At 74.9% G+C, this 25736-nt stretch carries 24 protein-coding genes and 1 pseudogene; 19 read left to right on the top strand and 6 right to left on the bottom strand.

All coding sequences use genetic code 11. The annotated features are described in order from the left end of the window. Nucleotides 1-4: 4 nt before the first annotated feature. The 3 genes from OYE22_RS25130 to OYE22_RS25120 all read left to right on the top strand — a co-directional run bounded on the left by OYE22_RS25130 (nucleotide 5) and on the right by OYE22_RS25120 (nucleotide 3932). Nucleotides 5-1399, top strand: coding sequence for an energy-coupling factor transporter transmembrane component T (locus tag OYE22_RS25130; RefSeq protein ID WP_277322512.1), 1395 nt, complete (start codon nucleotides 5-7; stop codon nucleotides 1397-1399). After that, complete coding sequence (locus tag OYE22_RS25125; protein WP_277322511.1) at nucleotides 1396-3024, top strand: ABC transporter ATP-binding protein; 1629 nt, start codon at nucleotides 1396-1398, stop codon at nucleotides 3022-3024. The genes OYE22_RS25130 and OYE22_RS25125 overlap by 4 nt, the downstream gene beginning before the upstream one ends. 83 nt (nucleotides 3025-3107) lie before the next feature. Beyond that, nucleotides 3108-3932: an ECF transporter S component gene (locus OYE22_RS25120; protein ID WP_277324307.1), complete on the top strand. Its 825-nt coding sequence runs from the start codon at nucleotides 3108-3110 to the stop codon at nucleotides 3930-3932. A 61-nt stretch (nucleotides 3933-3993) separates the two neighbouring features. Here the strand turns inward: OYE22_RS25120 and OYE22_RS25115 are convergent, their stop codons facing one another. Together OYE22_RS25115 and OYE22_RS25110 are read right to left on the bottom strand one after the other, a co-directional pair. Then, nucleotides 3994-4449: a GNAT family N-acetyltransferase gene (locus tag OYE22_RS25115; RefSeq protein WP_277322510.1), complete on the bottom strand. Its 456-nt coding sequence runs from the start codon at nucleotides 4447-4449 to the stop codon at nucleotides 3994-3996. Nucleotides 4450-4627: 178 nt separating this feature from the next. Next, nucleotides 4628-5890 carry a steroid 3-ketoacyl-CoA thiolase gene (locus tag OYE22_RS25110; RefSeq protein WP_277322509.1) on the bottom strand — a complete coding sequence of 421 codons (1263 nt, stop codon included), beginning with the start codon at nucleotides 5888-5890 and terminating at the stop codon, nucleotides 4628-4630. Nucleotides 5891-6213: 323 nt separating this feature from the next. Between OYE22_RS25110 and OYE22_RS25105 the strand changes: the two genes are divergently transcribed. From OYE22_RS25105 to OYE22_RS25085, 5 genes are all read left to right on the top strand, one after another. Beyond that, complete coding sequence (locus OYE22_RS25105; protein ID WP_277322508.1) at nucleotides 6214-7062, top strand: MerR family transcriptional regulator; 849 nt, start codon at nucleotides 6214-6216, stop codon at nucleotides 7060-7062. A 123-nt stretch (nucleotides 7063-7185) separates the two neighbouring features. Further along, complete coding sequence (locus OYE22_RS25100) at nucleotides 7186-7323, top strand: hypothetical protein (protein ID WP_277322507.1); 138 nt, start codon at nucleotides 7186-7188, stop codon at nucleotides 7321-7323. 87 nt (nucleotides 7324-7410) lie between these two features. Then, nucleotides 7411-8097: a hypothetical protein gene (locus OYE22_RS25095; RefSeq protein ID WP_277322506.1), complete on the top strand. Its 687-nt coding sequence runs from the start codon at nucleotides 7411-7413 to the stop codon at nucleotides 8095-8097. Between the two features lie 185 nt (nucleotides 8098-8282). Then, a complete protein-coding gene (locus tag OYE22_RS25090) occupies nucleotides 8283-8864 on the top strand; it encodes a GNAT family N-acetyltransferase (RefSeq protein WP_277322505.1) in 582 nt (193 codons plus the stop codon). 102 nt (nucleotides 8865-8966) lie between these two features. After that, nucleotides 8967-11150, top strand: coding sequence for an MMPL family transporter (locus OYE22_RS25085; protein WP_277322504.1), 2184 nt, complete (start codon nucleotides 8967-8969; stop codon nucleotides 11148-11150). Between the two features lie 40 nt (nucleotides 11151-11190). Here the strand turns inward: OYE22_RS25085 and OYE22_RS25080 are convergent, their stop codons facing one another. After that, nucleotides 11191-13431 carry a bifunctional glycosyltransferase 87/phosphatase PAP2 family protein gene (locus tag OYE22_RS25080; protein ID WP_277324306.1) on the bottom strand — a complete coding sequence of 747 codons (2241 nt, stop codon included), beginning with the start codon at nucleotides 13429-13431 and terminating at the stop codon, nucleotides 11191-11193. 706 nt (nucleotides 13432-14137) lie between these two features. Here OYE22_RS25080 and OYE22_RS25075 point away from each other — a divergent pair. The 5 genes and pseudogenes from OYE22_RS25075 (at nucleotide 14138) to OYE22_RS25055 (ending at nucleotide 16830) form a co-directional block, all read left to right on the top strand. Continuing rightward, nucleotides 14138-14548, top strand: a complete 411-nt coding sequence (locus tag OYE22_RS25075; RefSeq protein WP_277322503.1) for a DUF2000 family protein — start codon at nucleotides 14138-14140, stop codon at nucleotides 14546-14548. A 164-nt stretch (nucleotides 14549-14712) separates the two neighbouring features. Beyond that, nucleotides 14713-14982, top strand: coding sequence for a hypothetical protein (locus tag OYE22_RS25070; protein WP_277322502.1), 270 nt, complete (start codon nucleotides 14713-14715; stop codon nucleotides 14980-14982). Nucleotides 14983-15110: 128 nt separating this feature from the next. Beyond that, nucleotides 15111-15797 carry a DUF4352 domain-containing protein gene (locus OYE22_RS25065; RefSeq protein WP_277322501.1) on the top strand — a complete coding sequence of 229 codons (687 nt, stop codon included), beginning with the start codon at nucleotides 15111-15113 and terminating at the stop codon, nucleotides 15795-15797. 129 nt (nucleotides 15798-15926) lie between these two features. Continuing rightward, a complete protein-coding gene (locus OYE22_RS25060) occupies nucleotides 15927-16244 on the top strand; it encodes an antibiotic biosynthesis monooxygenase (protein WP_277322500.1) in 318 nt (105 codons plus the stop codon). 69 nt (nucleotides 16245-16313) lie between these two features. Next, nucleotides 16314-16830: pseudogene (locus OYE22_RS25055) on the top strand (GNAT family N-acetyltransferase). A 33-nt stretch (nucleotides 16831-16863) separates the two neighbouring features. On the opposite strand, the gene OYE22_RS25050 reads toward OYE22_RS25055, so the two are convergent. Then, nucleotides 16864-18981, bottom strand: a complete 2118-nt coding sequence (locus OYE22_RS25050; RefSeq protein WP_277322499.1) for a DHA2 family efflux MFS transporter permease subunit — start codon at nucleotides 18979-18981, stop codon at nucleotides 16864-16866. Between the two features lie 193 nt (nucleotides 18982-19174). Between OYE22_RS25050 and OYE22_RS25045 the strand changes: the two genes are divergently transcribed. From OYE22_RS25045 to OYE22_RS25025, 5 genes are all read left to right on the top strand, one after another. Then, nucleotides 19175-20155, top strand: coding sequence for a peptidoglycan-binding domain-containing protein (locus tag OYE22_RS25045; RefSeq protein ID WP_277322498.1), 981 nt, complete (start codon nucleotides 19175-19177; stop codon nucleotides 20153-20155). Between the two features lie 295 nt (nucleotides 20156-20450). Further along, complete coding sequence (locus OYE22_RS25040) at nucleotides 20451-21125, top strand: HAD-IA family hydrolase (RefSeq protein ID WP_277322497.1); 675 nt, start codon at nucleotides 20451-20453, stop codon at nucleotides 21123-21125. A 126-nt stretch (nucleotides 21126-21251) separates the two neighbouring features. Further along, on the top strand, nucleotides 21252-21833 hold the full coding sequence (locus OYE22_RS25035; protein WP_277322496.1) for a dihydrofolate reductase family protein: 582 nt from the start codon (nucleotides 21252-21254) through the stop codon (nucleotides 21831-21833). A 317-nt stretch (nucleotides 21834-22150) separates the two neighbouring features. Then, entirely contained in the window at nucleotides 22151-22417 is a 267-nt protein-coding gene (locus OYE22_RS25030; protein WP_277322495.1) for a hypothetical protein, read from the top strand. Then, nucleotides 22414-22701, top strand: coding sequence for a hypothetical protein (locus tag OYE22_RS25025; RefSeq protein ID WP_277322494.1), 288 nt, complete (start codon nucleotides 22414-22416; stop codon nucleotides 22699-22701). The genes OYE22_RS25030 and OYE22_RS25025 overlap by 4 nt, the downstream gene beginning before the upstream one ends. A gap of 184 nt (nucleotides 22702-22885) precedes the next feature. Here OYE22_RS25025 and OYE22_RS25020 read toward each other — a convergent pair whose 3' ends face one another. Together OYE22_RS25020 and OYE22_RS25015 are read right to left on the bottom strand one after the other, a co-directional pair. Continuing rightward, nucleotides 22886-23467, bottom strand: coding sequence for a TMEM165/GDT1 family protein (locus OYE22_RS25020; RefSeq protein ID WP_277322493.1), 582 nt, complete (start codon nucleotides 23465-23467; stop codon nucleotides 22886-22888). 269 nt (nucleotides 23468-23736) lie between these two features. Then, entirely contained in the window at nucleotides 23737-24594 is an 858-nt protein-coding gene (locus OYE22_RS25015; protein ID WP_277322492.1) for an ABC transporter permease, read from the bottom strand. A 191-nt stretch (nucleotides 24595-24785) separates the two neighbouring features. Between OYE22_RS25015 and OYE22_RS25010 the strand changes: the two genes are divergently transcribed. After that, entirely contained in the window at nucleotides 24786-25454 is a 669-nt protein-coding gene (locus OYE22_RS25010) for an HNH endonuclease family protein (protein WP_277322491.1), read from the top strand. The last annotated feature ends 282 nt before the right edge of the window (nucleotides 25455-25736 follow it).

Below are 25736 nucleotides of genomic sequence, written 5' to 3'. Positions count from 1 at the left end.
CCCGATGAGCGACCTTCCACGCGGCGAGACCACCGCCGCCCGCGAACACGCCCCCGGCCGGGGCGGCACCGGGCGCGCCGCCACCCCGCGCGAGGGGCGCCCGGCCCGTCTTCGGCGCGCCGCCCGCGCGCCGGTGGCCACCCGGGCGGGCGCCCTGCACGCCGGGGCGTGGTGGGTGTGGGCGCTCGGGCTCGCCGTCGCCGCTTCCCGCACCACCAACCCGTTGCTGCTGGCCCTGTTGGTAGCGGTCGCGGGGTACGTGGTGGCGGTGCGCCGCACGCGGGCGCCATGGGCCCGTTCGTACGGCGCGTTCGTCAAGATCGCCCTGGTGGTGCTCGGCATCCGGCTGGTCTTCGCGGTCTTCCTCGGCTCGCCGATCCCGGGCACGCACACCCTGTTCACCCTCCCTGAGGTGCCGCTTCCGGAGTGGGCCAAGGGGGTGCGGCTCGGTGGCCGGGTGACGGCGGAGGGGCTGGTGTTCGCGCTGTACGACGGGTTGAAGCTGGCCGCGCTGCTGATCTGTGTCGGCGCGGCCAACGCGCTGGCCAACCCGGCCCGGCTGCTCAAGTCGCTGCCGGGGGCGCTGTACGAGGCGGGGGTGGCGGTCGTCGTCGCCATGACGTTCGCGCCGCACCTGGTCGCGGACGTACAGCGGCTGCGCGCCGCCCGGCGGTTGCGCGGCCGGTCCGACCGGGGGCTGAAGGCCCTGTTGCAGGTCGGGCTGCCCGTCCTGGAGGGGGCGTTGGAGCGCTCGGTGGCGCTCGCCGCCGCGATGGACGCCCGCGGCTACGGGCGCACCGCCCAGGTACCGCGCGCCGTGCGGCACACCACGACCGCCCTCAGCATCGGCGGCCTGCTCGGCGTGTGCGCCGGCACGTACGGCCTGCTCGCCGCCGAGGGCGCGGGGTACGCGCTGCCCGTGCTGCTCGCCGGGCTGGCCGCCGCCCTTGGCGGCCTGTGGCTCGGCGGGCGCCGCTCCGCGCGCAGCCGCTACCGGCCCGACCGGTGGGGCGCGCGCGCCTGGCTGGTCGCCGGGTCCGGGGTCGCGGTGGCGGGCCTGATGATCTGGGCGGGCTCGTACGCGCCCACGGCGCTGCACCCGCCCGCCGTCCCGCTGACCGCGCCGACGCTCCCGCTGTGGCCGGCCGCCTCGGTGCTGCTCGGGCTGCTGCCCGCGCTGATCGCCCCCGTACCGCCGGACGCGGTCGTACGGACCGGCCGGGACCGGCGTACCGGCCCGGACGTACGGTCCGACGCGGCCGGGCGGGACCCGGCGGGCGCACCGGGCGGCGGCCGGCGCCGCACGGCGACCGGGGCCCGGCGCGCGGCCGACCCGCCGCCCGCGTCCCGCGCGGCGTACCCGAGCACCGAACCACCAGCGAAGGAGACCGAGCGGTGATCCGCTTCGACCAGGTGTCCGTCACCTACGACGACGCCGCCGGACCCGCTCTGGCGGGCGTGGACCTGACCGCGGACGAGGGGGAGCTGTGCCTGCTCGTCGGGCCGTCCGGGGTCGGCAAGTCCACGCTGCTGGGCACCGTGTCCGGGCTCGTGCCGCACTTCAGCGGCGGCACCCTGCACGGCACCGTCACCGTGGCCGGCCGCGACACCCGCACCCACCGGCCGCGCGAACTCGCCGACGTCGTCGGCACCGTGGGCCAGGACCCGCTGGCGCACTTCGTCACCGACACGGTCGAGGACGAGTTGGCGTACGGCATGGAGTCGCTCGGGCTGCCGCCGGAGACCATGCGCCGCCGGGTCGAGGAGACGTTGGACCTGCTGGGCCTGGCGGCGCTGCGCGAGCGGCCCATCGCCACCCTCTCCGGCGGCCAGCAGCAGCGGGTGGCCATCGGCTCGGTGCTCACCGCGCACCCTCGGGTCCTGGTCCTCGACGAGCCGACCTCGGCCCTCGACCCGGCCGCCGCCGAGGAGGTGCTGGCCGTGTTGCAACGGCTCGTGCACGACCTGGGCACCACCGTGCTGCTCGCCGAACACCGCCTGGAGCGGGTCGTGCAGTACGCGGACCAGGTCGTCGTGTTGCCCGCGCCGGGCGAGGCGCCGCTGGTCGGCGAGCCCGCCGCGATGATGGCCCGCTCGCCGGTGCACCCGCCGGTGGTGGCGCTCGGCCGGCTGGCGGGCTGGTCGCCGCTGCCGCTGTCGGTGCGCGACGCGCGCCGCAGGGCGGGGACGTTGCGCGACCGGCTGGCCCCGGCGCCCGCCGCGACCGGCGCGGGCGAGCCGGCCGCGCCCGACGCCGTCGCGCCGCCCGTCGGCCGGGCTGAGGGGCTGACGGTGCGCCGTGGCCGGATCGACGCCCTGCGCGGGGTCGACCTCACGGTGCGCCCCGGCGAGAGCGTCGCCCTGATGGGCCGCAACGGGGCCGGCAAGTCCACGCTGCTGTCGGCGTTCGTCGGGCTGCACGAGCCGGCGGCCGGCACGGTGCGGGTCGGCGACGCGGTACCGCACCGCACCCGCCCGGCCGAACTGCTGCGCCGGGTGGGCCTGGTCCCGCAGGAACCGCGCGACCTGCTGTACGCGGACACGGTGGCCGCCGAGTGCGAGGCCGCCGACCGCGACGCCGACGCGCCGCCCGGCACCTGCCGCGCCCTGGTGACCAGGCTGCTGCCGGACGTCGCCGACGCCACCCACCCACGGGACCTGTCCGAGGGGCAGCGGCTCGCGCTCGCGCTGGCCGTGATCCTCACCGCGAGTCCGCCGCTGATCCTGCTCGACGAGCCGACCCGGGGCCTGGACTACGCGGCAAAGGCCCGGCTCGTGGAGGTGTTGCGCGCCCTCGCGGCCGACGGCCACGGCATCGTGCTGGCCACCCACGACGTGGAACTCGCCGCCGAACTGGCGCACCGGGTGGTGATCCTCGCCGACGGCGAGGTGGTCGCCGACGGGCCGACGGCCGAGGTCGTCGTCTCGTCACCGGCCTTCGCACCCCAGGTCGCCAAGGTGCTGGCGCCGCTGCCCTACCTCACCGTCCCGCAGGTCGCGCACGCCCTGGGGGCCGGCGCGTGACGGGCCACCAGCCGCGACCGGACGACGCGCCCACGGCCGGCGCCGCCGCGCACCCGCCGCGCGCGCGGCGGCAGTCCCGGCCGATCCGTCTGGGCCCGCGCTCGGTGGTCGCGCTCGTGCTGGTCAGCGCGGTCGGCGTGGCCGCGTTCGGCTGGCCGCTGCTGGCCGACTCGGAGTCGGGGCTCGCCCACTCGCGGGACGCGCCCTGGCTGTTCGCGGCGCTGCTGCCGCTGCTGCTCGCCGTGGTCGTGGCGACGATCGCCGACACCGGCCTGGACGCCAAGGCCATCGCGATGCTGGGAGTGCTGGCCGCCGCCGGCGCCGCGCTGCGCCCGCTGGGCGCGGGCACCGCCGGCATCGAGCCGATGTTCTTCCTCATGGTGCTCTCGGGCCGGGTGCTCGGGCCGGGCTTCGGGTTCGTGCTCGGCGCGGTGGCGATGTTCGCGTCCGCCCTGCTGACCGGGGGCGTCGGCCCGTGGATGCCGTTCCAGATGCTGGCGATGGGCTGGGTCTCGATGGGCGCCGGACTGCTGCCGGGCCCCCACCGGCTGCGGGGCCGGGCGGAACTCGCGCTGCTCGCGGCGTACGGGGCCCTGGCGTCGGCGCTCTACGGCCTGATCATGAACCTCCAGGGCTGGCCGTACATCGGCGGCCTGGGCTCGGGCATCTCCTTCGTGCCAGGGGACCCGCTGCCGGAGAACCTGTCCCGCTTCCTCGCCTACCACCTGGCCACCTCGCTCGGCTGGGACCTGCCGCGCGCCGTCCTGACGGTCGTCCTCGTGCTGACCCTCGGCGGCACCATCCTGGCGGCGCTGCGCCGCGCCACCCGGCGGGCCGCGTTCGACGCGCCGATCGCCTTCCGGCCGCATCCGCCCGCGCCGCGACCCGACCGCGCGCCGCCGACCTAGCCCGTCCGGCGCCGTCGTCCACGCGGCGCCGCCCTGCCCCGACCGACCACGCGCGCGCCGCTCAGTCGAGGACGAAGGCCAGCTCCGGCCGGTCCCAGGCGACCGACGGCGGGTTGGCGCGAAGGGTGCCCACGCGCCGCGCGCCGACGCTGCGGTAGAAGCCCTCGGCCGGCGGATGGGAGACGACGCGGACGCTGGCGATGCCCTCGGCGCGCGCCTGTGCCTTCATGTGCTCGGCCAGTCGCCGCCCGATGCCCAGGCCCTGCGCGCGGTCGCTCACGAACATGAGGTCCACCTCGGGCGGGTCGAGGATCAGCGAGTAGAACCCGAGCAGCCGATCCGCCGCGTCCACCGCCACGAACACGTGGTGGGTCGCGATGTAGTCGGGGCCGACCCGGTAGCCCGCCACCATCGCCGCGTACTGCCCCACGTACGCCGAGGACCCCCGGACCAGCGCCGTCAGCCGGCGCGCGTCCGCCGCCGTGGCCCGTCGGATCGTGACGTCCGTTCCGTGCATGAACCGCTCCCGTTGCCCTGGCCGCGACCCTCGCGCGCGGGCCGGGCCCTACGCACGCCCGTCGCGTAATAGATCAATGAAGTGCCAGGCTATTACGCGCGGTGGCGGGCCTCCACCCGTGCCCGGCGTGATCCGGCGCACCCCGGAGCGGGCGCGTGAGGGGGCGGGAGGCCGGGGCTCACAGGCGTTGCAGCAGGGTGCCCGTCGCCTGGCCGCCGCCCGTGCCCATCGTGATGAGCGCGACCTCGGCGTCCCGGCGTTCCAGTTCGTGCAGGGCCGTGGTGATCAGCCGGGCGCCGGTGGCGCCCACCGGATGGCCGATGGCGATGGCCCCGCCGTTCACGTTCACCCGCTCCAGGTCCTGCTCGAAGACCTGCGCCCAGGACAGCACCACCGACGCGAAGGACTCGTTGATCTCGACCAGGTCCACGTCCGCGAGGGTCATGCCCGCCCGGCCGAGGACCGCTCGGGTGGCGTCGACGGGGCCGTCGAGGTGGAAGTGCGGATCGGCGCCGACCAGGGCCTGGGCGAGGATACGGGCCCGTGGGCGCAGCCCGAGGGCGTGGGCCACCGGCCGGGCGGCCCACAGCACGGCGCTCGCCCCGTCGGAGACCGGCGCGGTGTTGCCCGCCGTGTGCACCGCGGCCGGCATCACCGCCCGCAGCTCGCCCAGCGCCGCCAGGCTCGTCTCCCGCACCCCCTCGTCCCGCTCCACCAGCCGCCAGTCGGCCTCGCCGGCGGCCTGGCCGAACCAGTCCCCGGCCGCGTCCGTCCCACCGACCCACTCCCCGGCCTCGCCAGCCCAGTCCCCGACCGGATCGGCCGCGTGTCCGGCCCGGCCCGCCCCGGATGGCGGCACCCGCACACCGAACGTCTCGCGCGCGAACCGGCCCCGCGCCCACGCCCGCGCCGCCCGCTGCTGCGAGGCGAGGCCCACCGCGTCCACCCGCTCCCGGGTCAGGCCCCGGCGGCGGGCGATGCGCTCGGCGGCCTCGAAGTGCCCCGGCAGGTCCACCTGCCACTGGTCCGGCCGCGGTCGGCCCGGCCCCTGCCGGCTGTTGCTGCCGAGCGGCACCCGCGACATGGCCTCGACCCCGCAGCCGATGCCGACGTCGATCACCCCGCTCGCGACCATGCTGGCCACCATGTGGTTGGCCTGCTGCGACGAGCCGCACTGGCAGTCCACGGTGGTCGCGGCGGTCTCGTACGGCAGACCCTGGGCGAGCCAGGCGTGCCGGGCCACGTTCATCGACTGCTCCCCGGCCGGCGTGGCGGTGCCGCCGACGACCTGCTCGACGCAGTCGGCCCTGATCCCGGTGCGGGCGAGGAGTTCGCCGTACGTCTGGCCGAGCAGGCTGGCCGGGTGCAGGCCGGCGAGCGCCCCGCCACGGGCGCCGATCGGGGTGCGCACCGCCTCGACGATGACGGGTTCCGGGGCCATGGCTCGTCCTCTCTCGCGTCCACGCGCGGGGCGAACCGGTGTGCGTGCCCCCCGGAATCGGACTGGTACGCGTATCTGTGACGGGCGTTCAGTCTGCGGAGGTGGCGACGGGGGCGCAAGAGTCTTGCGGGAGGGGCGCGCTGGACCGGTCGGCGGGCGCCCCCACGCGCGGCCCGGGGGCCGGCCGCCGCCGCACGCGACCGGGGGGGGCACGGACCGGCCGGGCGGTGAACGCGCCGGCGTGGCGGGCAGGTTGCTGCCAGCCGCCGTCGGGTCGCCGCCATGTCACCCGGTGGTGATGCCGGGACCCTACACTCGCTCGCGTGGACCAGGCATCGGGGCACGGCCGGGAGTACCGGGTGGCGGAACTGGGGCGCGCGGCGGGCGTCAAGGTGCGCAATCTGCGCTACTACCAGGGCCGTGGGCTGCTGCCGCCGCCGCGCTACGAGGGCCGGGTGGCGCTGTACTCCGAGGCGCACCTCGCGCGGCTGCGGCTGATCAGCGACCTGCTCGCGCGCGGCTACCCGGTCAACGGCATCGCCGAGCTGTTCGCCGCCTGGGACCGGGGCAGTTGCCTCGCCGAGTTCCTGGGTTACGAGCACCCCGCGCGGGGGTGCCGGCGCCAGACGGAACGCCCCACACCGGTGGTGACCTGCCGCGAGGAGTTGCGCGAGCGGTTCGGCGACCAGGCGACCGAGGAGAACCTGCGCCGCGCCGCGCAGCTCGGCTACCTCCGCGTCGACGGCGAGACGATCACCCACGGGAGCCCCGAACTCGTGGACCTGGCGGCCGAGTTGGTGCGTGCCGGAGTGCCGCTGGACGCGCTGCTCACCGCCGGCGCCATGGTCCGCGACCACACCGCGCGACTGGCCCGCCACCTGGTCACCGCCGTACGCGCCCCCGCGCCCGCAGACCCCCACGACGCACCGCCCACCGAGACGCCCGGGCCCGACACCGAGCCGGCGGGCGCCGAGCCGGCGGGGGCCGCTCCGGCGAGCGCCGCCGCGCCGCCGCCCTCGGCGCGGCGCCTCGCGCGCGCGGTGGCCACCCTGCGCCCGCTGGCCGGCGAGGCGCTGGGCGCCGAGTTCGCGCGGGCGGTGGACCGCGCGGTGGCGGCGGAGTACGGCGCGGCACGGCGGCCGGCACGGGACGACGCCGACCCCGCGCGCTGACCGGCTCGGCCGGCCCTGACCTGCCGCGACCCGCCGTGGGTCCGCCCCGCCCCGGGCCCGGTCCGTTCCGGCGGGGTGCCGCGCTCCCCGGGGCACGTTCTCGCCAAGTACGGCTTCCATCTCATGGCTGACAACGACGGCATACCTGCACTTCGCTGGCACGGACGGGCATCGATCGCTGATCCGACGGTTCATCAGAACCTGCCGGGCCGGCCGAAAACCGCCGTGGCTGATCTTTTCAATGGCCATTGGCAGCTTTAGGATCGGGCCCCGTTACGTCAGGTAATCAGCTCGGTTCATGTTGTGCGCGGAGCCCGCTCCGCAACGCTGCTCTCAAGGAGCCCCTTCATGACGAACCGCACGCACCGCTCCCGCGTTCTGACCACCTCCGCCGCCGGCGTCGCCGCCGCCGCGGCCGTAGCGCTCTCGCTCGCCGGCACCGCCACCGCCGAGTCGCGGACCACGGCGGCCGGGTCCACCACGGTGACCCCGGCGGGCCACTACTTCGGCGCCAAGCAGTCGGGTGACGTCGTTCTCAAGGCCGGCGGCATGACCGTGACCTGTAAGGTCTCGACCTCGCAGCCCACCGGCAGCGGCAGCGCCAACCAGATACCCGCGGCGCCCAACAACACCAACCCGAGCGGCCCGGTGTCCGGCACCATCACCGCGCCCACCTTCGAGTCCTGCACCACCAACGTGCCCGGCGTGAACGTCTCCATCGCCACCTCCGGCACCTGGGGCATCTCCATCCAGCACGGCTCCACGATCGCGGCCAACCTGTCCGCCCCGCAGGGCGGCCTGGTCATGAGCCTGACCGGCGCCCTCACCTGCACCGGCACCTCCGGCGCCGCGAACGTCCCCGGCACCTGGACCAACGGCTCCCCGGCCAAGCTCAGCTACGCCGAGTCCACCGTCCCGGTGACCATCACGGGCGGCGCCGGCTGCCCGACCGACGTCACCTCGGCCTCGCTCAGCGCCGCGTACGACGTCTCGGACGTCACCGACCCGTCGGCCACGCTCGCCGTGACCGCCTGATCCGGCTCACTCTCCCGCCCCGACCCGGCGCGACCAACGCCCGGGCCGGGGCGGGGCCTTCGGCGCGTCCAGGCTCGCCGCCCGGGGCGCCGGGGCCTCGCCAGCCCGGACGGCGGCCCGCCGGACCCGTCTGACCACGCCTTTTTCCCGTGCTCCGGGGCCCGGGCTTCGCCTACCGTGTCGCCATGTCCACTCCCCTCGCTCCCGCCTCGCTCACCGCCGCCGTACCGCTCCTGGACGGCGTGCTGATACGCCCCGCCGCCGAGTCCGACGCCGAGGCGCTGGCCGCGGCCTACCGGCGCAGCCGCGACCACCTGCGGCCCTGGGAACCACGGCGCCCCGACAGCTTCTTCACCACCGAGGGCCAACTGACCCGGCTCCGCGAGCAGGCCGACGAACAGCGCGCCGGGCGCCTCGCGGCCTGGCTGCTGACCGACGGCGAGGCGGTCGTCGGTGGGCTGACGCTCTCCGGCATCGTCCACGGCCCCTTCCGCAGCGCCTCCCTCGGCTACTGGATCGCGGCCGGACGACTCGGCCGGGGGCTGGCCACCGCGGCGGTGCGCGCCGCGTGTCAGGCGGCCGACGGGGAACTGGGCCTGCACCGCCTGCAGGCCGGCACCCTGGTGCACAACACGCGCTCGCAGCGGGTGCTGGTCAAGAGCGGCTTCGAGCGGTTCGGCAGGGCGGACCGCTACCTGCACATCGACGGCGCCTGGCGGGACCACCTGCTCTTCCACCGCATCCTCAACGACCGCCACCCCGCCTGACCCACCCGCGCCCGACCGGCGGCTCCGAGATGCGCGCGGCGGCGCGGCGACGGATGCTGGCTGAACGCGACGATCCGAACGGGGGCGAGCGGGAGGGCAGGCATGTTCGCAGGTCTGGGCCGTTTCGTGGTGCGTCACCCGTGGTGGGTGATCGCGACCTGGGTCATCGCTGCCGCCGCCGTCCTGTCGTTCGCCCCCAAGCTCACCGCCACCAGCGACGAGGCCAGCTTCCTGCCGTCGGAGTACGAGTCGATCAAGGCGATGGACCTCCAGGAGGCGCAGTTCCCGCAGAAGCGCAACATCGCCGCCATCATCGTCTTCCAGCGCTCCGACGGCGCCCGGCTGACCTCGGCGGACTCCGCGGACGTACGAGAGGTCTCCGCCGACCTGGCCGGGCGGGACATCCCCGAGATCCAGGACGTCAGCGCGGCGGCGGTGTCGCCCAACAAGCGGGTACAGACCGCGACCGTGGCCATGCCCGAGGTGGCCAACCCGGACGACACCGCGCAGCAGGACGCGGTGCAGACGCTGCGGGACGAGTTGCCCGGGACTTTGAAGGGCACCGACCTCACGGCGGGCGTGACGGGTTCGGCCGCCCAGTCCCTGGACGAGCGCGAGTCCTCCGAACGGGCGGGCACACTGGTCGCCGTCGGCACCGTCGTGATCATTATCGTGCTGTTGGTGGCCATCTTCCGCAGCCCGATCATCGCGCTGTTGCCGGTGGTGCTCATCGGCCTCATCTCGCCGATGGCCACCGGCCTGATCGCCAGCGCCAACGACGCCTTCGACATGAAGGCGGACCGCTCCATCCAGGAGTTGCTGACGGTCGTGCTGTTCGGCGTCGGCACCGACTACATCCTGTTCCTGCTGTTCCGCTACCGCGAGGCGCTGCGCGCCGGCGAGGACGCCAAGGGCGGGATGGTGCACGCCGTGGAGCGGGTCGGCGAGGCCATCGCCTCGGCCGCCGGTGCCGTCATCGTCGCGTTCGCCGCGCTGGCCCTGTCCACCCTCGGGATGCTCAAGTCGATGGGCCCGGCGCTGGCCATCGCCGTCTTCGTCACGCTGCTCGCGGGGCTGACCCTGGTGCCCGCCGTGGTGTCGCTGCTCGGCACCCGCGTCTTCTGGCCCTCGCGCTCCTGGCGCGCCGAGCCGTCCGGCACCGGCTTCGCCCGCTTCGGGCTGGCGCTGGCCCGCCGGCCGGCGGTGTGGGCCGTGGCGTCCGCCGTCTTCATGGGGGCGCTGGCGGTGGGAGCGCTCGGCTACCGCGCCAACTTCGACCTCGCGGGCTCCTCGCTGCCCAAGAGCAAGGAGTCCATCGTCGCCCAGCGCGACATGGAGAAGGGCTTCCCGGCCGGCACCACCGACCCCACCTCCGTCTACCTGGACGCCCCCGCCGGCGACCGGCTCAGCCGCGCCGACACGACGGCCTTCGGCGACCGGCTCCGCCAGGTGGACGGCGTCGGCTCGGTCGACCCGGCCAAGCTCAGCGAGGACGGGCGGACGGCGTCGTACGAGGTGGTGCTCGCGGACCCGCCCGCCTCCGACGACGCCCTCGACACGGTACGCAGCGGGTTGCGCCCGGCGGCGGACGAGGCGGCGCCGGGGGGCACCCGGGCCCTGGTGGGCGGCACGACGGCGGTGTACGTCGACATCAACAAGGCGGTCGACCGCGACTACGCCGTGGTCTTCCCGGTGGCCGCGCTCTGCATCATGATCATTCTCGGCCTGCTGCTGCGCAGCCTGGTGGCGCCCTGGTACCTGATGGTCTCGGTCGCGCTCGGCTTCGGCGCCACGCTCGGCGCGACGTCCATCATCTTCCAGCGGATCGGCACCCAACCCGGGCTGATGTTCATGCTGCCGGTGATCATGTACCTGTTCGTGGTCGCCCTCGGCACCGACTACAACATCCTGATGGTCTCCCGGCTGCGGGAGGAGGCCCGCGAGGGACGCGACCCGCGCGACGCGGCGGGCACCGCCGTCCGCCACTCCGGGCCGACCATCGCCGCCGCCGGCGTCATCCTGGCCGGCACGTTCGCGACGCTGATGCTCGCGGGCAACGCCACCCTGTCCCAGATGGGCTTCGCGCTGTCCTTCGGCATCGTGGTGGCGGCGTTCGTGATGGCCATGATCTTCACGCCGAGCCTGACGGCGCTGATCGGCCACACGGCGTGGTGGCCCGGCCACGGCGACCGGGGCCCGGGCCGGTCGGCCAACCACGAGGCGCCGGCCGCCCGCGCCCGGCGCGAACGCGCCCCGGATCCCCCGCCGCGCCCTCCCGACGCCTGAGCCGCGCCGCGACCGGCGCGCCGCCCGTCGCGGTCCGCCGCTAGCGGGCCGCGTCGGCCGGGGCCGGCCGGTCGTCCGGGTCCGCGTCGGGGCCCCCGGGCTCGCCGGGACCGGGCTCTACGGAATCGTGCTTGACGAGGTCGTGCTTCCCGGAGCCGGGCTTCACCGCGTCGGGCTCCACGGGGTCGGTCTCCGCTGAGCCGGCCTCGGCGGACTGTGGGCCGGGGGGCTCGGCGGCGTCCCGTAGAGCGGTGGGCGCCGTGGCGGCCGCCGTGCCGGGGGCCGGGGCGGGGTCGGTCCCCGGCAGCTTGGCCCGGGCCCTGGCCCACAGGGTGGCCGCCCGGCCACGGGCCGCGGCGGCCCCGGCCTCCGTGGCCCTGGCCGGCTCGATCGGGGCGCGGCCCGCGCCGGTCAGCACGTACTGGAGGGCGAAGCCGGCCGCGACGACGGCCGCGCCGCCCACCGCGTCCAGCAGGTAGTGGTTGGCGGTGCCGACGATGACCGCGGTGGTCAGCACCGGGTACAGCAGGCCCAGCACCTTCATCCACAGCCTGGGCGCCACCAGGGCGATCACCACACCGCACCACAGCGACCAGCCGACGTGCAGCGAGGGCATCGCCGCGTACTGGTTGGAGAGCTTGGTCAGCGCGCCGAAGTCCGGGTCGTTGAGGTCCTGCGGGCCGTGCGCGGTGTCGATGTAGCCCATGTCCATCAGGCGCGGCGGCGCCAGCGGGTAGAGCCAGAAGCCGAACAGCGCGAGCAGCGTGGCGAAGGCCAGCGGGGTGCGCGCCCACCGGTAGGTGGCGGGGCGGCTGACGTACAGCCAGGCAAGGAGCGACAGCGGGACCAGGAAGTGGAAGGTCGAGTAGTAGTAGTTCATGCTCGCTTCGAGCCACGGGGTGTCGGCCACGAAGTGGTTGAACCAGTACTCCACGTCGATGTGCAGCCAGCTCTCGATGCTGAGGATCTGCCGGCCGTGCCCCTCCGCCAGGCTCCGCTCGTCCGGCGCGTGGGCACGGATGAACGAGTAGCCCCAGTAGCCGACGCGGATGAGCATCAGCTCCAGGAGCAGGTTCGGCCGGGACAGCGGGCGCCGCCAGAACTTCAGCATCGGCACCCACGAGTACGGCGTGCGCACGGGCTCCGCCGTCGGGCTCGGCTGCGGCCTGTTCCACTCGGGGGCGTCGCGCGTCAGGAAGGGCACCAGGCAGGCGGCGGCCAGCGCGGCGAAGAGCTGGGCGTTGTCACCGATGAAGCCGAGCCCTTCCAGGCCGCCGGGCATCAACGCGTGCCGGTTGAGCGTCATGACCAGCACCACGAGCACCGGCCACACCAGCCGGTCCGCCTGCCGCCTGCCGACTCGGCCAACGACGGCCAGCAGTATCCACAGGAGCTGGTGCTGCCAGGAGGTGGGCGAGACGGCCAGTGCCACACAGCCGGTGATCGCGGCGGCGAGCAGCAACTGCCCGTCCCTGGCGTAGTGCGCGGCGCGGCGCAGGCCCCACCAGATCACCGCGGCGGCGAGCACGGCCAGCAGGGTCAGCTCCAGCGGGCCGCGCAGCCCGGCGCGGAGCAGCAGGCCGTGCAGCGACTGGTTGGACAGGCTGTCGGGGCTCTCGCCGAGGCCGGCGCCGCCGATGTGGTGCACCCAGTACGTCCACGAGTCGTGCGGCATTGCGGCCCAGGCCAGCGCGGAGCAGGCGGCGAAGGTGGCGCCGGTCAGGACGGCGACCCGGCGGCGGCCGGTGAGCCACAGCAGCCCGGCGAAGAGCAGCAGGGCGGGCTGGAGCGCCGCGGCGACGCCGATGAGCAGGGCCGACTGGCGGGCGGAGGTCTTCGGCAGCAGGGAAAGCAGCACCAGCAGGACGGGGATGATGCTGGTCTGGCCGAGCGTGAAGGCGTTGCGTACCGGCAGCGAGAGGACGATCAGGCTGATGGCGACGGGGGCGGCGAGCAGCGCGGTGCGCCGGGAGACCGGGCTCGGCAGCAGGCGGGCGGCGACCAGGCCGAGGACGGCGACGAGGGCGAGGGTGCCGAAGGTCCAGGCGACGCCGAGGCTCTGCTCGGCGGCCCGGGTCAGTGGCTTGAGGACGAGTCCGGCGAAGGGGGTGCCGGTGAAGGCGTCAGTGTCGTACAGCGAGCCCCGGACGTGCAGGACGCCCCGCTCGCCGATCCAGGTCTCCAGATCGGTCAGGCGCTGGTCCGGGGGCAGTCGCAGCACCGCCGCCGCCTGGCGGGCGGCCAGCAGGCCGGCCACCACCCACAGCCCGGCGAGCGCCATGCCGATCCGCGAACGGGCTGCCGGCTCCGGCCGGGTGCCCGCGGATCTGCCCAGTCCGCTCCGCTCGACGTCCGTCACGCCCTGCTGCTCCCCCACTCGCCGTGTCACTCGTATCCAATGTTCGAGACCTTACTGAGCCCGCGGAAAAGACGCGGAAAACCCCCACGTCACCTGACCGCTACCGCGGGTCGCCTGGAAGTCGCCTGTCGTTCGGCGGGGTAACCATGTGCGCGAATACGTCGCCAGGAGTAATTTCACCACTTTCCCGTGTGCCGTCTGATCACTGGGTGGCCGGGGGCACCCGCCGTCGGTCGGCCGGCCCTCGGTGCGAGCGCGCGGCATCCCGCGCGCCGGCGCGGACGCCCGCACGGGACGCCCGGAGCGCTGGGCTCCGGGCGCGGCCGCCGTGCGACGGGGCACCGCGCGGCTACGCCGTTCGAGGGAGCTCCGACGGCGCGCGGGCCGGCGGGGGCGGGCGTGCGGCCAAGCCGGCGAGCGCCGGCCGCCGATTCCGTGGCGGGCCGACGGGTCCGCTCGCGTCGCCGCTCCGCTCGCTGCTCCATCACGTCATTGTGCCGCGATCTCGGAGGAGCCCGCTCCGCGAGCCGGCCGCACGCGACGCGGGGGCGGTGCTCGGGGGGCGCCCGGCCGGCGCCGCGCACCAGCGTCCAAGACGCCGCCCCGGGCCCTCCGGCACCGTGCTGACATGCGCTTTGACACCAAGATCGCGGTGATCGTCCGGAACGACCTCGCCGCCTGGCAGAAGCTGAACGTGACCGCGTTCGTCTCCAGTGGCATCGCTCACGCCGCGACTGACGTCGTGGGCGAGCCCTACGAGGACGGCTCGGGCAACGGGTACCCGCCGATGTTCCGCGAGCCCGTCCTCGTCTACGCGGCCGACGCCGCCACCCTGCTCCGTACGCACCAGCGCGCCCTGAGCCGGGGTGTGACCACGGCCCTGTACCCGGTGGAGCTGTTCGCCACGGACAACGACGACGACAACCGGGCCGCCGTGCTGGCCGTGCCCGCCCCGGACCTGGACCTGGCGGGCCTGGCGGTGCGCGGCCCGCGCGCGGCCGTGGACAAGGTCGTCCGGGGCCTGCGCAGGCACGACTGACGGGCGGACCGAGGGGTTGCGTCCGCGCGCGTACGGGGCGTGCGGGATGCCACGGGCGCTGACGGGCTTGGCCGCACGCCCCGGACCGTCATTGTTTCCCGGACACGCCGGGGCGCGTTGGCCACCATGGACGGGCAGACAACTCCCTCCGTGGAAGGACACGCGTGGACCTCACCACCGCACTCGCCATGTCGAAGGCCGAGCGGCAGTCCGCCATCGAACGCATCGAGCGTGGCCGGGAGCGTGGCCGAGCGCTCATCCAGAACGCCCGCCCCGGGCCGTACGCGGACGGGCTGCTGGCGGCGCACGAGTACGACCTCGCGGTGGTCACCGCGCTGCGACTGATCGACGCCCTGGCGGTCTCCGGCCGGGAAGCCGCGGCGGCGATCTGGCCGCAGACCCCGCCGCGTTCGGCTTACCTGACCGCGACCTGACCGGAAAACGGCCAGATACCCGACATCACCGCAGGTCAGGTGGCCAGGCGGCAAAAACGGAACCGTTCGGTGCATACTGAGCCCGCACCAGCGGCGCCCGGGCCGCTCGTGGTCATTCGGGGGGTCCCATGCGCGTGTCCCGCGCCCTTGCTGTCCTGACGTCCGCGGCGCTGCTGAGCGCCGTTCTCGCCGGCTGCTCCGACGACGGTGGTGACGGGGGCAAGGGCACCGGCGACCCGGCCGCGTCGAAGGCGCGACCGGCCACCAGCACTGCCAGCGCCACCGGTACGGACACCGACGCGGCCGGCGACGCCCCGCTCGACGTGCCCGAGGAGAAGACCGAGACGAAGACCACGCCCGCCGCCGCGGCCCCGTCCCTGGCGGTCGGCGAGTCGGGCACGTACGAGGTCGGTGAGACCGACGAGTACGGCGAGAACTTCAAGGTCACGTCCAGGATGAAGGTAACGGTGGTCAGCGCGGAGTACGTGACGCCCGCGCAGGTCAACACCACCAACCAGCCCGAGAAGGGGCAGTACGTCGCCCTCACCCTCACCGTGCGCAACACCGGCGGGGCGCCGGCCGACTTCGCCGCGTACGGGATGATGAAGTGGGAGGACGCCAAGACGGCCGCGCAGGACGCCACCACGCTGGAGGGCGTCGGCGAGGGCGCGGACCTGGACACGACGTACAAGCCCGGGCAGTCCGTGACGGGGCGGCTGGTGCTCGACGTCGTACGGCGCGGCGGGGTCGTCCACTACTACGACGCGAACGCCGGTGGCGAGTCCCCCTCCTTCACGGTCGAGCTGCCGAAGTAGCCCGGCCCGGGTCGCGGCGGCCGGGCCGCCGACCGCCGCGACCGGCGCTCGGGGCGATGTAGGAGACTGCTCGCACCAGATCGAGGCGAGGTCGCCGGCGCGGTGGCCTCCGGGTGTGAGAGGTGTCGAGTGAGCGTCGTCAAGATCAACGTACTGACGGTTCCGGCGGAGCAGCGCGAGGTGCTGGAGCAGCGCTTCGCCTCCCGGGCCGGTGCCGTGGAGGGCTCCGACGGCTTCGAGTGGTTCGAGCTGCTGCGCCCCGTGGAGGGCACCGACCAGTACCTCGTCTACACCCGGTGGCGCAGCGAGGAGGACTTCGCGGCGTGGATGGAGGGCACGATGAGGGCCAGCCACGGCGGCGAGGGCGGCGAGCGCCCGAAGCCGGCCGCCTCCGGCTCCACGCTGTGGTCCTTCGAGGTCGTCCAGCAGGCGGCCCCCAAGGGCTGAGGCCCGCGCCCCGCCGACCCGGCGAAATCCGGCTGCGGCGGCGGATGGCGGGTGCTCACAATGGCCCGCATGACATCAGCCTTCACCCAGCGCTCGACCTGGGAGGTCGCCGCGCGACCCGTGCACGCGGCGGAGTCGGCCGCGTTGCTGCGCGCGTACTTCGTCGAAGTGAGCGACCGCTACTACCTGCGGTACGAGAACCGTCGGTCGACCCCCGAGGAGATCGAGTCGGGCCTCCTCGAACACCACAGCGACGACCTGATACCGCCGCGCGCGGTGTTCCTGGTCGGGTGGTACGGGGGGTGCGGCGGCGGGCTGCGCCGGGGTGCGGCTGCGCGACGCGGCGACGGCGGAGTTGAAGCGGCTGTACGTGCGGCCCGCCGAGCGCGGCACGGGCGGCGGCTCCGCGCTGCTGGCCGCCGCCCACGCGAGCGCGCGGGAGCTGGGCGCCCGGCGCGTCATCCTGGACACCCGCAACGACCTGGTCGAGGCGCGGGCGCTGTACGAGCGGCACGGGTACGTCGAGATCGAGCGCTACAACGACGATCCGTACGCGGAGCACTGGTTCGCCAAGGACCTGGTCTGAGTCTGGTGGAGGCGGCGTCGCGGGGGCCCTGGTTCACACCGGGCGGCGGCGCACACCGGCCTTCGGCCGGTAGGCGTCGCCGTTGTGCGGGCGCTCGCCGTCGGAGCCACACAGCTCCCCCGTCAGCTCGTGCACCAGCGCCACCAGGTCGGTCGGGCGGTCCGGGCCCCACCAGTCGCCGAGGAGTTCGGCCAGCGACTCCTCGCGGGCGCGCGCGAGGCGGGCCGCGACCTGGCGACCCTGCTCGGTGAGGACCAGCGCCATGCCCTCGCGCTCGGCGAGGCGACGCTCCTCGACCTGCCGGGCGGCCGCGGTGACCACGCCGAGGGGCAGGTCGGCGCGCTCGGCGAGCAGGGCGGGTTCCACGAGGCCGTGGAAGTTGATCCGCAGCAGCAGCCAGCAGGACGCGGGCCGCAGCTCGACGCCAGCCCGCTCGGCGATCCTGGCGTAGACGTGCTTGCGGCCCTCGCGGCTGCCGAGCGTGGACAGCGCGCGGGCCACCTCGTCGCGCGAGGTGCGTTCGACGGGGTTGCTGGCCAGCACCTCGCTCGCCTCGGGGGCGGTCACGGAGGCGCGTAGCGGCTCCTCCCGCAGGAACCAGGCGAGCGCCAGCGCGACGAGCACCAGCGGCACCGCGTACAGGAACACGTCGGTGATGGAGACGGCGTACGCGTCGAGCACGCCGGCGCGCTGGCCGGGCGGGAGCCCGCTCACCGCGCGCGGGTCGGCGCTGAGCGAGTCGGGGTTCACGCCGGGTGGCAGCGGCTGTCCGGCGAGCGCGTCGGCGATGCGCGGGCCGAGCTTGTTGGCGAAGATCGTGCCGAAGATGGAGACGCCGAACGCGGCGCCGATGGAGCGGAAGAACGTGGCGCCCGAGGTGGCCACGCCCAGGTCCGCGTAGTCCACCGCGTTCTGCACGATCAGCACCAGAACCTGCATCACCAGGCCGAGCCCGAGGCCGAAGACGAAGAAGTACGCGCTCATCTCGGCGACGCCGCTGTGCCGGTCGAGCTGGTGGAGCAGCAGCAGGCCGAGCGCGGTGACGGCGGTGCCGGCGATGGGGAAGACGCGGTAGTGACCGGTGCGGCTGACGATCTGCCCGGAGGTCGTGGAGGCGATGAGCAGCCCGAGCACCATGGGCAGCATGTGCACGCCCGACATGGTCGGCGTGACGTCGTGCACGACCTGGAGGAACGTCGGCAGGTAGGTCATGCTGCCGAACATCGCGAAGCCGATGACGAAGCCGATGGCCGAGCAGAGCGCGAAGGTGCGGCTGCGGAAGAGTCGCAGCGGCAGCACGGGCTCCGCGGCCCGCCGCTCGACGCGTACGAAGGCCGCGAGGAGCGCGATGGCCAGCACGCCCAGGCCCGTGATCTGCCAGGAGTCCCAGTCGAAGCTGACGCCGCCGAGCGAGGCCACCAGGACCAGACAGGCGGCGACCGCCGCGATGAGGAAGGTGCCCAGGTAGTCGATGGTGTGCCGGGTGCGGCGGCGCGGTATGTGCAGCACGGCGGCGATCACCAGCAGGGCCACGACGCCCACGGGCAGGTTGATGTAGAACACCCAGCGCCAGCTCAGGTGGTCCACGAAGACGCCGCCGAGCAGCGGCCCGAGCACGCTGGTGGCCCCGAAGACGGCGCCGAACAGGCCCTGGTAGCGGCCCCGCTCGCGGGGCGGCACGAGGTCGCCGACGATCGCCATGGACAGCACGATCAGCCCGCCACCGCCGAGCCCCTGCACCGCGCGGAAGCCGATGAGCTGGGGCATGTCCTGGGCGATGCCGCACAGGGCCGAGCCGACCAGGAAGATGACGATGGCCAGTTGGTAGAGGTTCTTGCGTCCGTACTGGTCACCGAGCTTGCCCCACAGGGGCGTGGCGGCGGTCGCGGCGAGCAGGTACGCCGTCACCACCCAGGACAGGTGCTCCAGGCCGCCGAGGTCGCTGACGATGGTGGGCAGCGCCGTCGAGACGATCGTCTGGTCGAGGGCGGCGAGCAACATGCCGAGCAGCAGCGCGCCGATCGCGACCAGCACGGTGCGCCGCTCGTGTTCGCGGCGCCGGTCCGGATGGGTGGCTGGGTGGCTGGCGGCGCCGGCGGACGCGGCGGGCTCGCTGGGTAGCGGGCCCCGCGAACGTGCGTCCTCGGCCATGTGGCGCCTCCTTGTCCGTGGGTCCGGCTGCGCGGGGTTCCGCTGGCCGCCGACGGCGACCAACCGCTCATCCCATCCTCACCCGTTTGCCCGGTTACGGCCTGCCGAGCGCCGTCCTCGCCACGGACATCCGCCTGCGCGAACACGTGTCCGGTCTGCATAATCGCCAGCGACGTACGAGGGAGGGAACAACGTGACGGGAGAACTCTGCCCGCACTGCTTCGCACCACCGCGCGCGGACGGGCGCCCCGGCTGCGCCTGCGCGGCGCGCGGGGCCGACCTACCGGACCTCACGCCGACCGCCGCGCTGCCCGAGATACCCGAGACCGGCCCCAACCCCGACGACCTGCGGCTCTTCGACGAAGCCCCGCAGACCACCGGCCCGGCGGACGCGGGCTCGGCGGCGACGGGCGGGGCGGCCGGGGACGGCCCGGGCGCCACGCCGTCCGGCGCGACGGGGAGCGGGGACGGTCCCGAGGAGGGCGGCGCCGGGGCGACGGGGGGCAGACCGGCACGGCACCGGCGACGGCGCCCGCTGGCGATCGTGATCGCGGCGGCGGTCCTGGTCGCCGTGGTGGGCACCGTCGCCTTCGGCACCGGGCTGCTCGGCGGCCAGAGCGGCGATGCGTCGGACGACCAGGCGCTGACCGACGACCGCGCGGCCACCCCCTCCGCCGCCCTGTCCACCTGGGACGGGCGGATGACCGACGGCGCGACGCCACCGCCGAGCAGCACCGCGACCCCCTCGCCCAGCGCCTCGCGCTCGCGCGGCGAGAGCCCGTCCGCGACACCGTCGGCGACGCCGTCGCCCACGCGCGAGCCCAGCGCCTCGCCCTCCGCGTCGTCGGCGCGCCCCTCCGACACCGGCGCGCCCGACCGGCCGAGCGAGCGGCCCACGCCCGCCACCTCGGCCCCGACCGACCCGCCCCGGCCGACCACACCCGCGGGCCCGCCCGTGCTGCGCCAGGGCGACAGCGGCCCCGAGGTCGCCGAACTCCAGGACCGGCTGCGCCAGACGTGGACCTACGTCGGCGCGGCGGACGGCGAGTACGACGCGGGCGTCACGGACGCGGTCGGCACCTACCAGCGCCGCCACGACATCACCGCCGACCCGGAGGGCGTCTACGGCCCGCACACCCGCGACTACCTGGAGGCCCGCACGGACCAGCCCTAGCGGGGCGGGCCCGCGCGTGCCGCCAGCGCCCGGCGGGCGCGGCGGGGAACCGGCGCGGCGGGATGCGACAGGGCGCGGTGAGGAGCCGGCGGCGCGCGGCGGGGAGCCGGCCGCGCGCGGGTCCGTCACACGCCGGATATGAGGTGTTCATCAGGGCCATGGCCGGGGGCGCTGGCGTCGCGGGGCGACTCTTTGTATGTTTGAGAAACAAAGTGGTTCCGCCCGCACCCCCGACCGTGAGCGGAGCCGCTTTCCTTCACGCACCGCGCGTCCACGCCGAGCCCAGGAGTGCCCCATGGCTCCCACGAGCACCCCCCAGACCATCGGCGCCGTCAAGGCGCTGCTCCTCGACATGGACGGGACGCTCGTCAATTCCGACGCCGTCGTGGAGCGCTGCTGGCGGCGCTGGGCCGCGGAGCACGGGCTCGACGGCGACAGCGTGATCAAGGTCGTGCACGGCCGGCAGGGCCAGGCCACCATGGCCGTGCTCCTCCCCGACCGCCCGCACGAGGAGAACCTCGCCGACAACGCGCGGATGCTCGCCTGGGAGACCTCCGACGTGGCGGGCGTGGTGCCGGTGGCGGGCGCGCCCGCGTTCATGGCCGCCCTGGCGCGGCTGCCGCACGCCCTGGTCACCTCGGCCGACCGCGGCCTGTCCCAGGCCCGGATGGACGCCGCCGCGCTGCCGATGCCGCGCGTGCGGGTCACCGCCGAGTCCGTGAGCGCCAGCAAGCCCGACCCGGAGGGGTTCCTCAAGGGCGCGGCCGAGCTGGGGTTCGCGCCCGCCGACTGCGTCGCCTTCGAGGACTCCGAGGTGGGCATCGCGGCGGCCCGCGCGGCCGGCATGCGCGTGGTGGGCGTGGGCCCCCGCGCGGCGGCCCACGCGCCCACCGCCCACGTGCGCGACCTGACGCAGGTCCGCGTCGAGGCGCTGCCGGACGGCGGCCTCACCCTGCACATCGCCCCGTGAGCCGGGCCACCCGGTAGCCGGCTCCGGGTCAATTCGCCCCGGCCGCAGGGAGATCCGCAGCCCTGCCATCCGAAGTGCCAGCCCACACGCGCTAGTTTGGGGCACCCCGAAGCAGAGGAGAGCCCCGTGGGCAAGGTCGTCATGTACAGCTCGGTGTCGGTGGACGGCTTCGTCGCGGACGAGAACGACCAACCTGGGCCGCTGTTCGACTGGTTGATGAGCGGTGACGTCCCGTTGGACGAGAGCGGCGCGTTGAAGGTGTCGCAGACGTCCTACGACTACATCCGGCCGTACTGGGACCAGATCGGCGTCACGGTCGTCGGCCGGCACGTCTTCGACCTGACGGACGGCTGGGACGGAAAGCCGCCGGGCGGAATGGACCACATGGTCGTCGTGACGCACCGGCCGCGGCCCGATGGCTGGGACCCCGAGGCGCCGTTCCACTTCGTCGACGGCGTCGAGGCGGCCGTGGCCAGGGCGCGGGAACTCGCGGGCGACCGCTTGGTCGAGATCGCCGCCGGCGACGTCGGTGGCCAGGTACTCGCCGCGGGCCTGGTCGACGAGGTGCGCATGGACGTCGTACCCGTCGTGTTCGGCTCCGGCAAGCGCTACTTCGGGTCGGTCGACGCGCAGCACCTGTTGGACGGCCCCGACCTGGTGGTCCAGGGCGACCGCGTGCTCCACCTGCGCTACCAGGTGCGCCGCTGACCGATCCGGGCGGCCACGCCTGAAGCGGCCCCGCCGCGAACGGAAGCACGCGGAGGGGCCGCCGCCGCGCCGACTGCCACCGCCCCGGCGCCGCCGGGGCACGGTATCCGGTCACGCGCGCCGTCGCGCACCAGCCCGGGCCCGCCCGCGTACCGCCGCGTCAACCGCCCGGGTGGTACAGGCTGATTTCCTACCTGACGCGCCGCACATCCCGCCTTCCCCACCGCACGCCGCCGGTTGGCCCACCCTGGGCTGGTCTCCGCACGGGCGCACGTGAGCCCCGCACCTTGAGGAAGGGAAACGGAACGATGACCTCCATGGGGAAGCCTCCGGCAGCGTTGGACGGGTCCGGTGGCCCGTGGCCGATGGGCCCCGAGCAGGGGCCGGCCCGCGGGGAGTTGGCCATGGACGAGTCGTCGGGCCGGATGGGGATCGTGCTGTGCCCCGGCGCGGGCCGCGTCGCGCTGCGCTCGCTGACCGGGGGCGACCGGTGGGAGGCGGAGACGGCGGCGGTACGGCCGCCCACGCCACGGGAGCGGCTCAGCGCGCGGATCGCGATCGTCAACGGGCGGTGGGGGAAGTGACCGAGGAAGAGGCGGTCGAGGCGATCGGCGACGCGGTGGAGGACCTGACCACGGGCCGCGTCGGCGTGCTGACCGACGCCGGCCCGTACACCTCGCCGACCACCCGACGCACGACGTTCCTGGTCTTCATCCGGCCGGAGCGCGGCGGCGTGGAGTGGACGGTCGAGCCCGAGCAGGTACGCCGCCACACGCCGGGGCACGCGCCGCACGGGCGCGTACCGACGGCGCGCGGCACCTCCCGCGCGCTGGCCGCCGCCCCGCCGCGCTCGATCCCGTACCACTGACGGCGCCGCGCCGCCGACCGGCCCGCCGCGCGAACCAGCCGGCGGGCCACCACGGCGCGGGGCGTGGGCCAGCCCGGCACGCGGCGCCACCGGCCCGCTCCACGACCCAGCAGGGGACGGGCGGGCGACGGGCCGGAAGGCGCGTGGCGCATAGCCGCAGGGCCGTGGGGCCGCCGGGCGCGGGTCAGCCGGCGACCGCCTCGTACAGGCTGAAGCCCGCCAGGACCAGCATCACGCAGGCGCCGATCTTGGTGATGAGCCGCAGCGGCACGTACTTCATCAGGGTCCGGCCGCCGACGATGCCGATGCCCGCGACCGCCCACAGCGCGAGCACCGCGCCGACGCCGACGGAGAGCGGGCTGTCGTAGCGGGCGGCGAGGTTGGCCGTCATGATCTGCGTCAGGTCGCCGAACTCGGCGACCAGGATCAGCATGAAGCCGCTGCCGGCGACCTTCCAGAAGCTCTGGTCGGCCGGTTTGGCGATCTCCTCGTCGCCCTCGTCCTTCTTGAACAGCAGCATCGCCGCGCCCGCCAGGAAGAGCACGCCGACGATGGCCTGGAGCAGCCGCTGCGGCAACAGCGTGAGGACGCTGCCGGCGGCGATGGCGAGCGCGACGTGGACGGCGAACGCGGCGGCGACGCCGGCGAAGACGTAGGAGGCGCGGTAACGGGCGCCGAGCATGAGACCGGCCAGGGCGGTCTTGTCGGGCAGCTCGGCGAGGAAGACGACGCCGAAGGTCACGGCGGCGACGGTGAGGCTGAACACGGGGCTTGGTCCCTCATTCGGTCGGGCGTCCGCGCCGATGGGGCCCTGCGAGAGGGGTCGCTTCGGCACGGCAGCGTCGGACACTGCGGCCGAAGGTCTCGCTGGCACGGTGGTACGTGACGAACCCCTCGGCACATCGCGTAGATGTGCCCGGTCCGCACCCACCGGCCTCCGGGCGCCGGCTCCCCGTTCCCCCGAGTGCGCGTGCACCCCACCGCGGGCGGTGGCTGGGAGGCGGGTGAGCAGTATGTCGACGGTCCGGCGAAGAGCTACTCCCCTTCTGCTGCCGTCGAGGATACGTCAGGGTCCACGTCGCGGTGCAGCCGTCCCCCGGCGACCAGCTCAAGGACCACCGCGACCGCCACCACCTGCACCGCCATCAGCGCCACCAGCACAAAGAGCTGCACCGCGCCGGCCTGCGCCGGCGACGCGCCGCCCAGCAGCATGCCGACGAAGGCCCCGGGCAGCGTGACCAGGCCCACGGTCCTGGTCTGGTCGAGGCCGGGCAGCAGCGCGTCGGAGGCGGCCGGGCGGGCGATCTCCAGGCGGGCGTCGCGTGGCGGCAGACCGAGGGCGAGCCCGGCCTCCACCTCGCCCCGCCGCGCCTCCAGCTCGTCCAGGGCGCGCCGGCCGCCGAGCACCGTCGCGGTGAGCGCGCCGCCGATGAGGATGCCGGTGATCGGGATCAGGGTGATGCCCCGCACCGGCACCAGTCCGGTCAGCAGCAGCGCGGCGACCACCGGCAGCACGCCCGCGAGGATCGGCGCCGCCGCCCACCACCAGGAGCGGTTCGCGGTGATGCGCCGGCCGGCGGTGCGCACGGCGACCGCGAACATCACGGCGATGAACGTGAGCAGCAGCGGCACCGCGCGCACCACCCAGCCGATCAGCAGGGAGACGGCGGCGAGCTGCACGACGGCGCGCAGCCCCGCGCTCAGCACGGCGCGCGCGTGGCCGTGCCCGCCGCCGGCCGACCGGCCCCCACCGCCGGGGCGGCCGGTGCCGTGCGTGAGGTGGGCGAGCGCGCCCACGGTGGCGGCGGCGAGCAACAAGGCCGCGAGCAGCACCCCGAGCGCGGGCCCGACGGGGAGCAGGGCGGCGCCCGCGAGGGGGACGGTGGCAGGCACCACCACACCTTACGGGGCGTCAAAGCGCTGGCCACGACGTCGGTCTGGGGCGCGTCGACCCGCCGCGCCCCCTTGCTTTGACATGACCGCGTCGTCACTCTGTTACCTGGCGCCCACCCCACGGAAACCGGGCGCCGAGACCCTGTTCGGGCCACAGCGCCCGCATCCCCCCACCGCAGAGGGAGTTCGCCATGTCCCGTACGGACACGACTTCGACACGTCGCGGCATCTACGCGCGTCGAGCCACCGCCGTCGGCGGTCTCGCCACGCTGGTCGGCACGCTGGTGCTGAGCGGTCCGAGCGCGCAGGCCGCGCCGCCCACCCCGCCGAGCGCCGACACCGCGCGCACCTACCTCTCCCAGCTCACCGTCAAGTCCGAGGGCTCGTCCGACGGTTACAGCCGCGAGAAGTTCCCGCACTGGAGCACCCAGAGCGGCGCCTGCAACACCCGCGAGGTCGTCCTGAAGCGCGACGGCAAGAACGTCGAGCAGAACAGCAGCTGCGCCGCGGTCAAGGGCACCTGGTTCTCGCCCTACGACGGGCAGACCTGGAGCGCCGCGTCGGACGTGGACATCGACCACGTGGTGCCGCTGTCCGAGGCGTGGAAGTCCGGCGCCAGCAAGTGGACCACCTCCCGCCGCGAGGGCTTCGCCAACGACCTCGGCCGCGCGCAGCTCATCGCCGTGACGGACAACGTCAACCAGGCCAAGGGCGACAAGGACCCGGGCGAGTGGCTGCCGCCCACCAAGAGCTACCACTGCACGTACGCCCGGATGTGGGTCTCGGTCAAGCACCACTACGACCTGTCCGTGGACAGCACCGAGAAGAGCGCCCTCAGCCGCATCCTCAACGGCTGCTGACGGCCCCCACCCACCGCCGGCCCACCGCCGCGCCGATCCGCCGCACCCGACCGACGGGGCGGCGGATCGGCCGCGTCCCGGGACCGTTCGTCGCGACGCGTCCGACCGGCTCCTCCCAGCCTCCGCCCGCTTCCGGTCGCCTCCCTCGGTCGCGTTCCGCCCCGCCCGGCCCCCCCGTTCCGTACCGTACGAACACGGGTACGCCGGGCCCGCACGGCACGCGGCGCCGCGGCGGTGGCCGCCGGCGGCCACCGGTGAGACGCCCGCGGGTCGGCGGGTGAG

The sequence above is a fragment of the Streptomyces sp. 71268 genome, assembly GCF_029392895.1.
Classification (GTDB): domain Bacteria; phylum Actinomycetota; class Actinomycetes; order Streptomycetales; family Streptomycetaceae; genus Streptomyces.
Note: the sequence above shows the minus strand (reverse complement) of the source record. Positions and strands in the feature narration are given on the sequence as shown.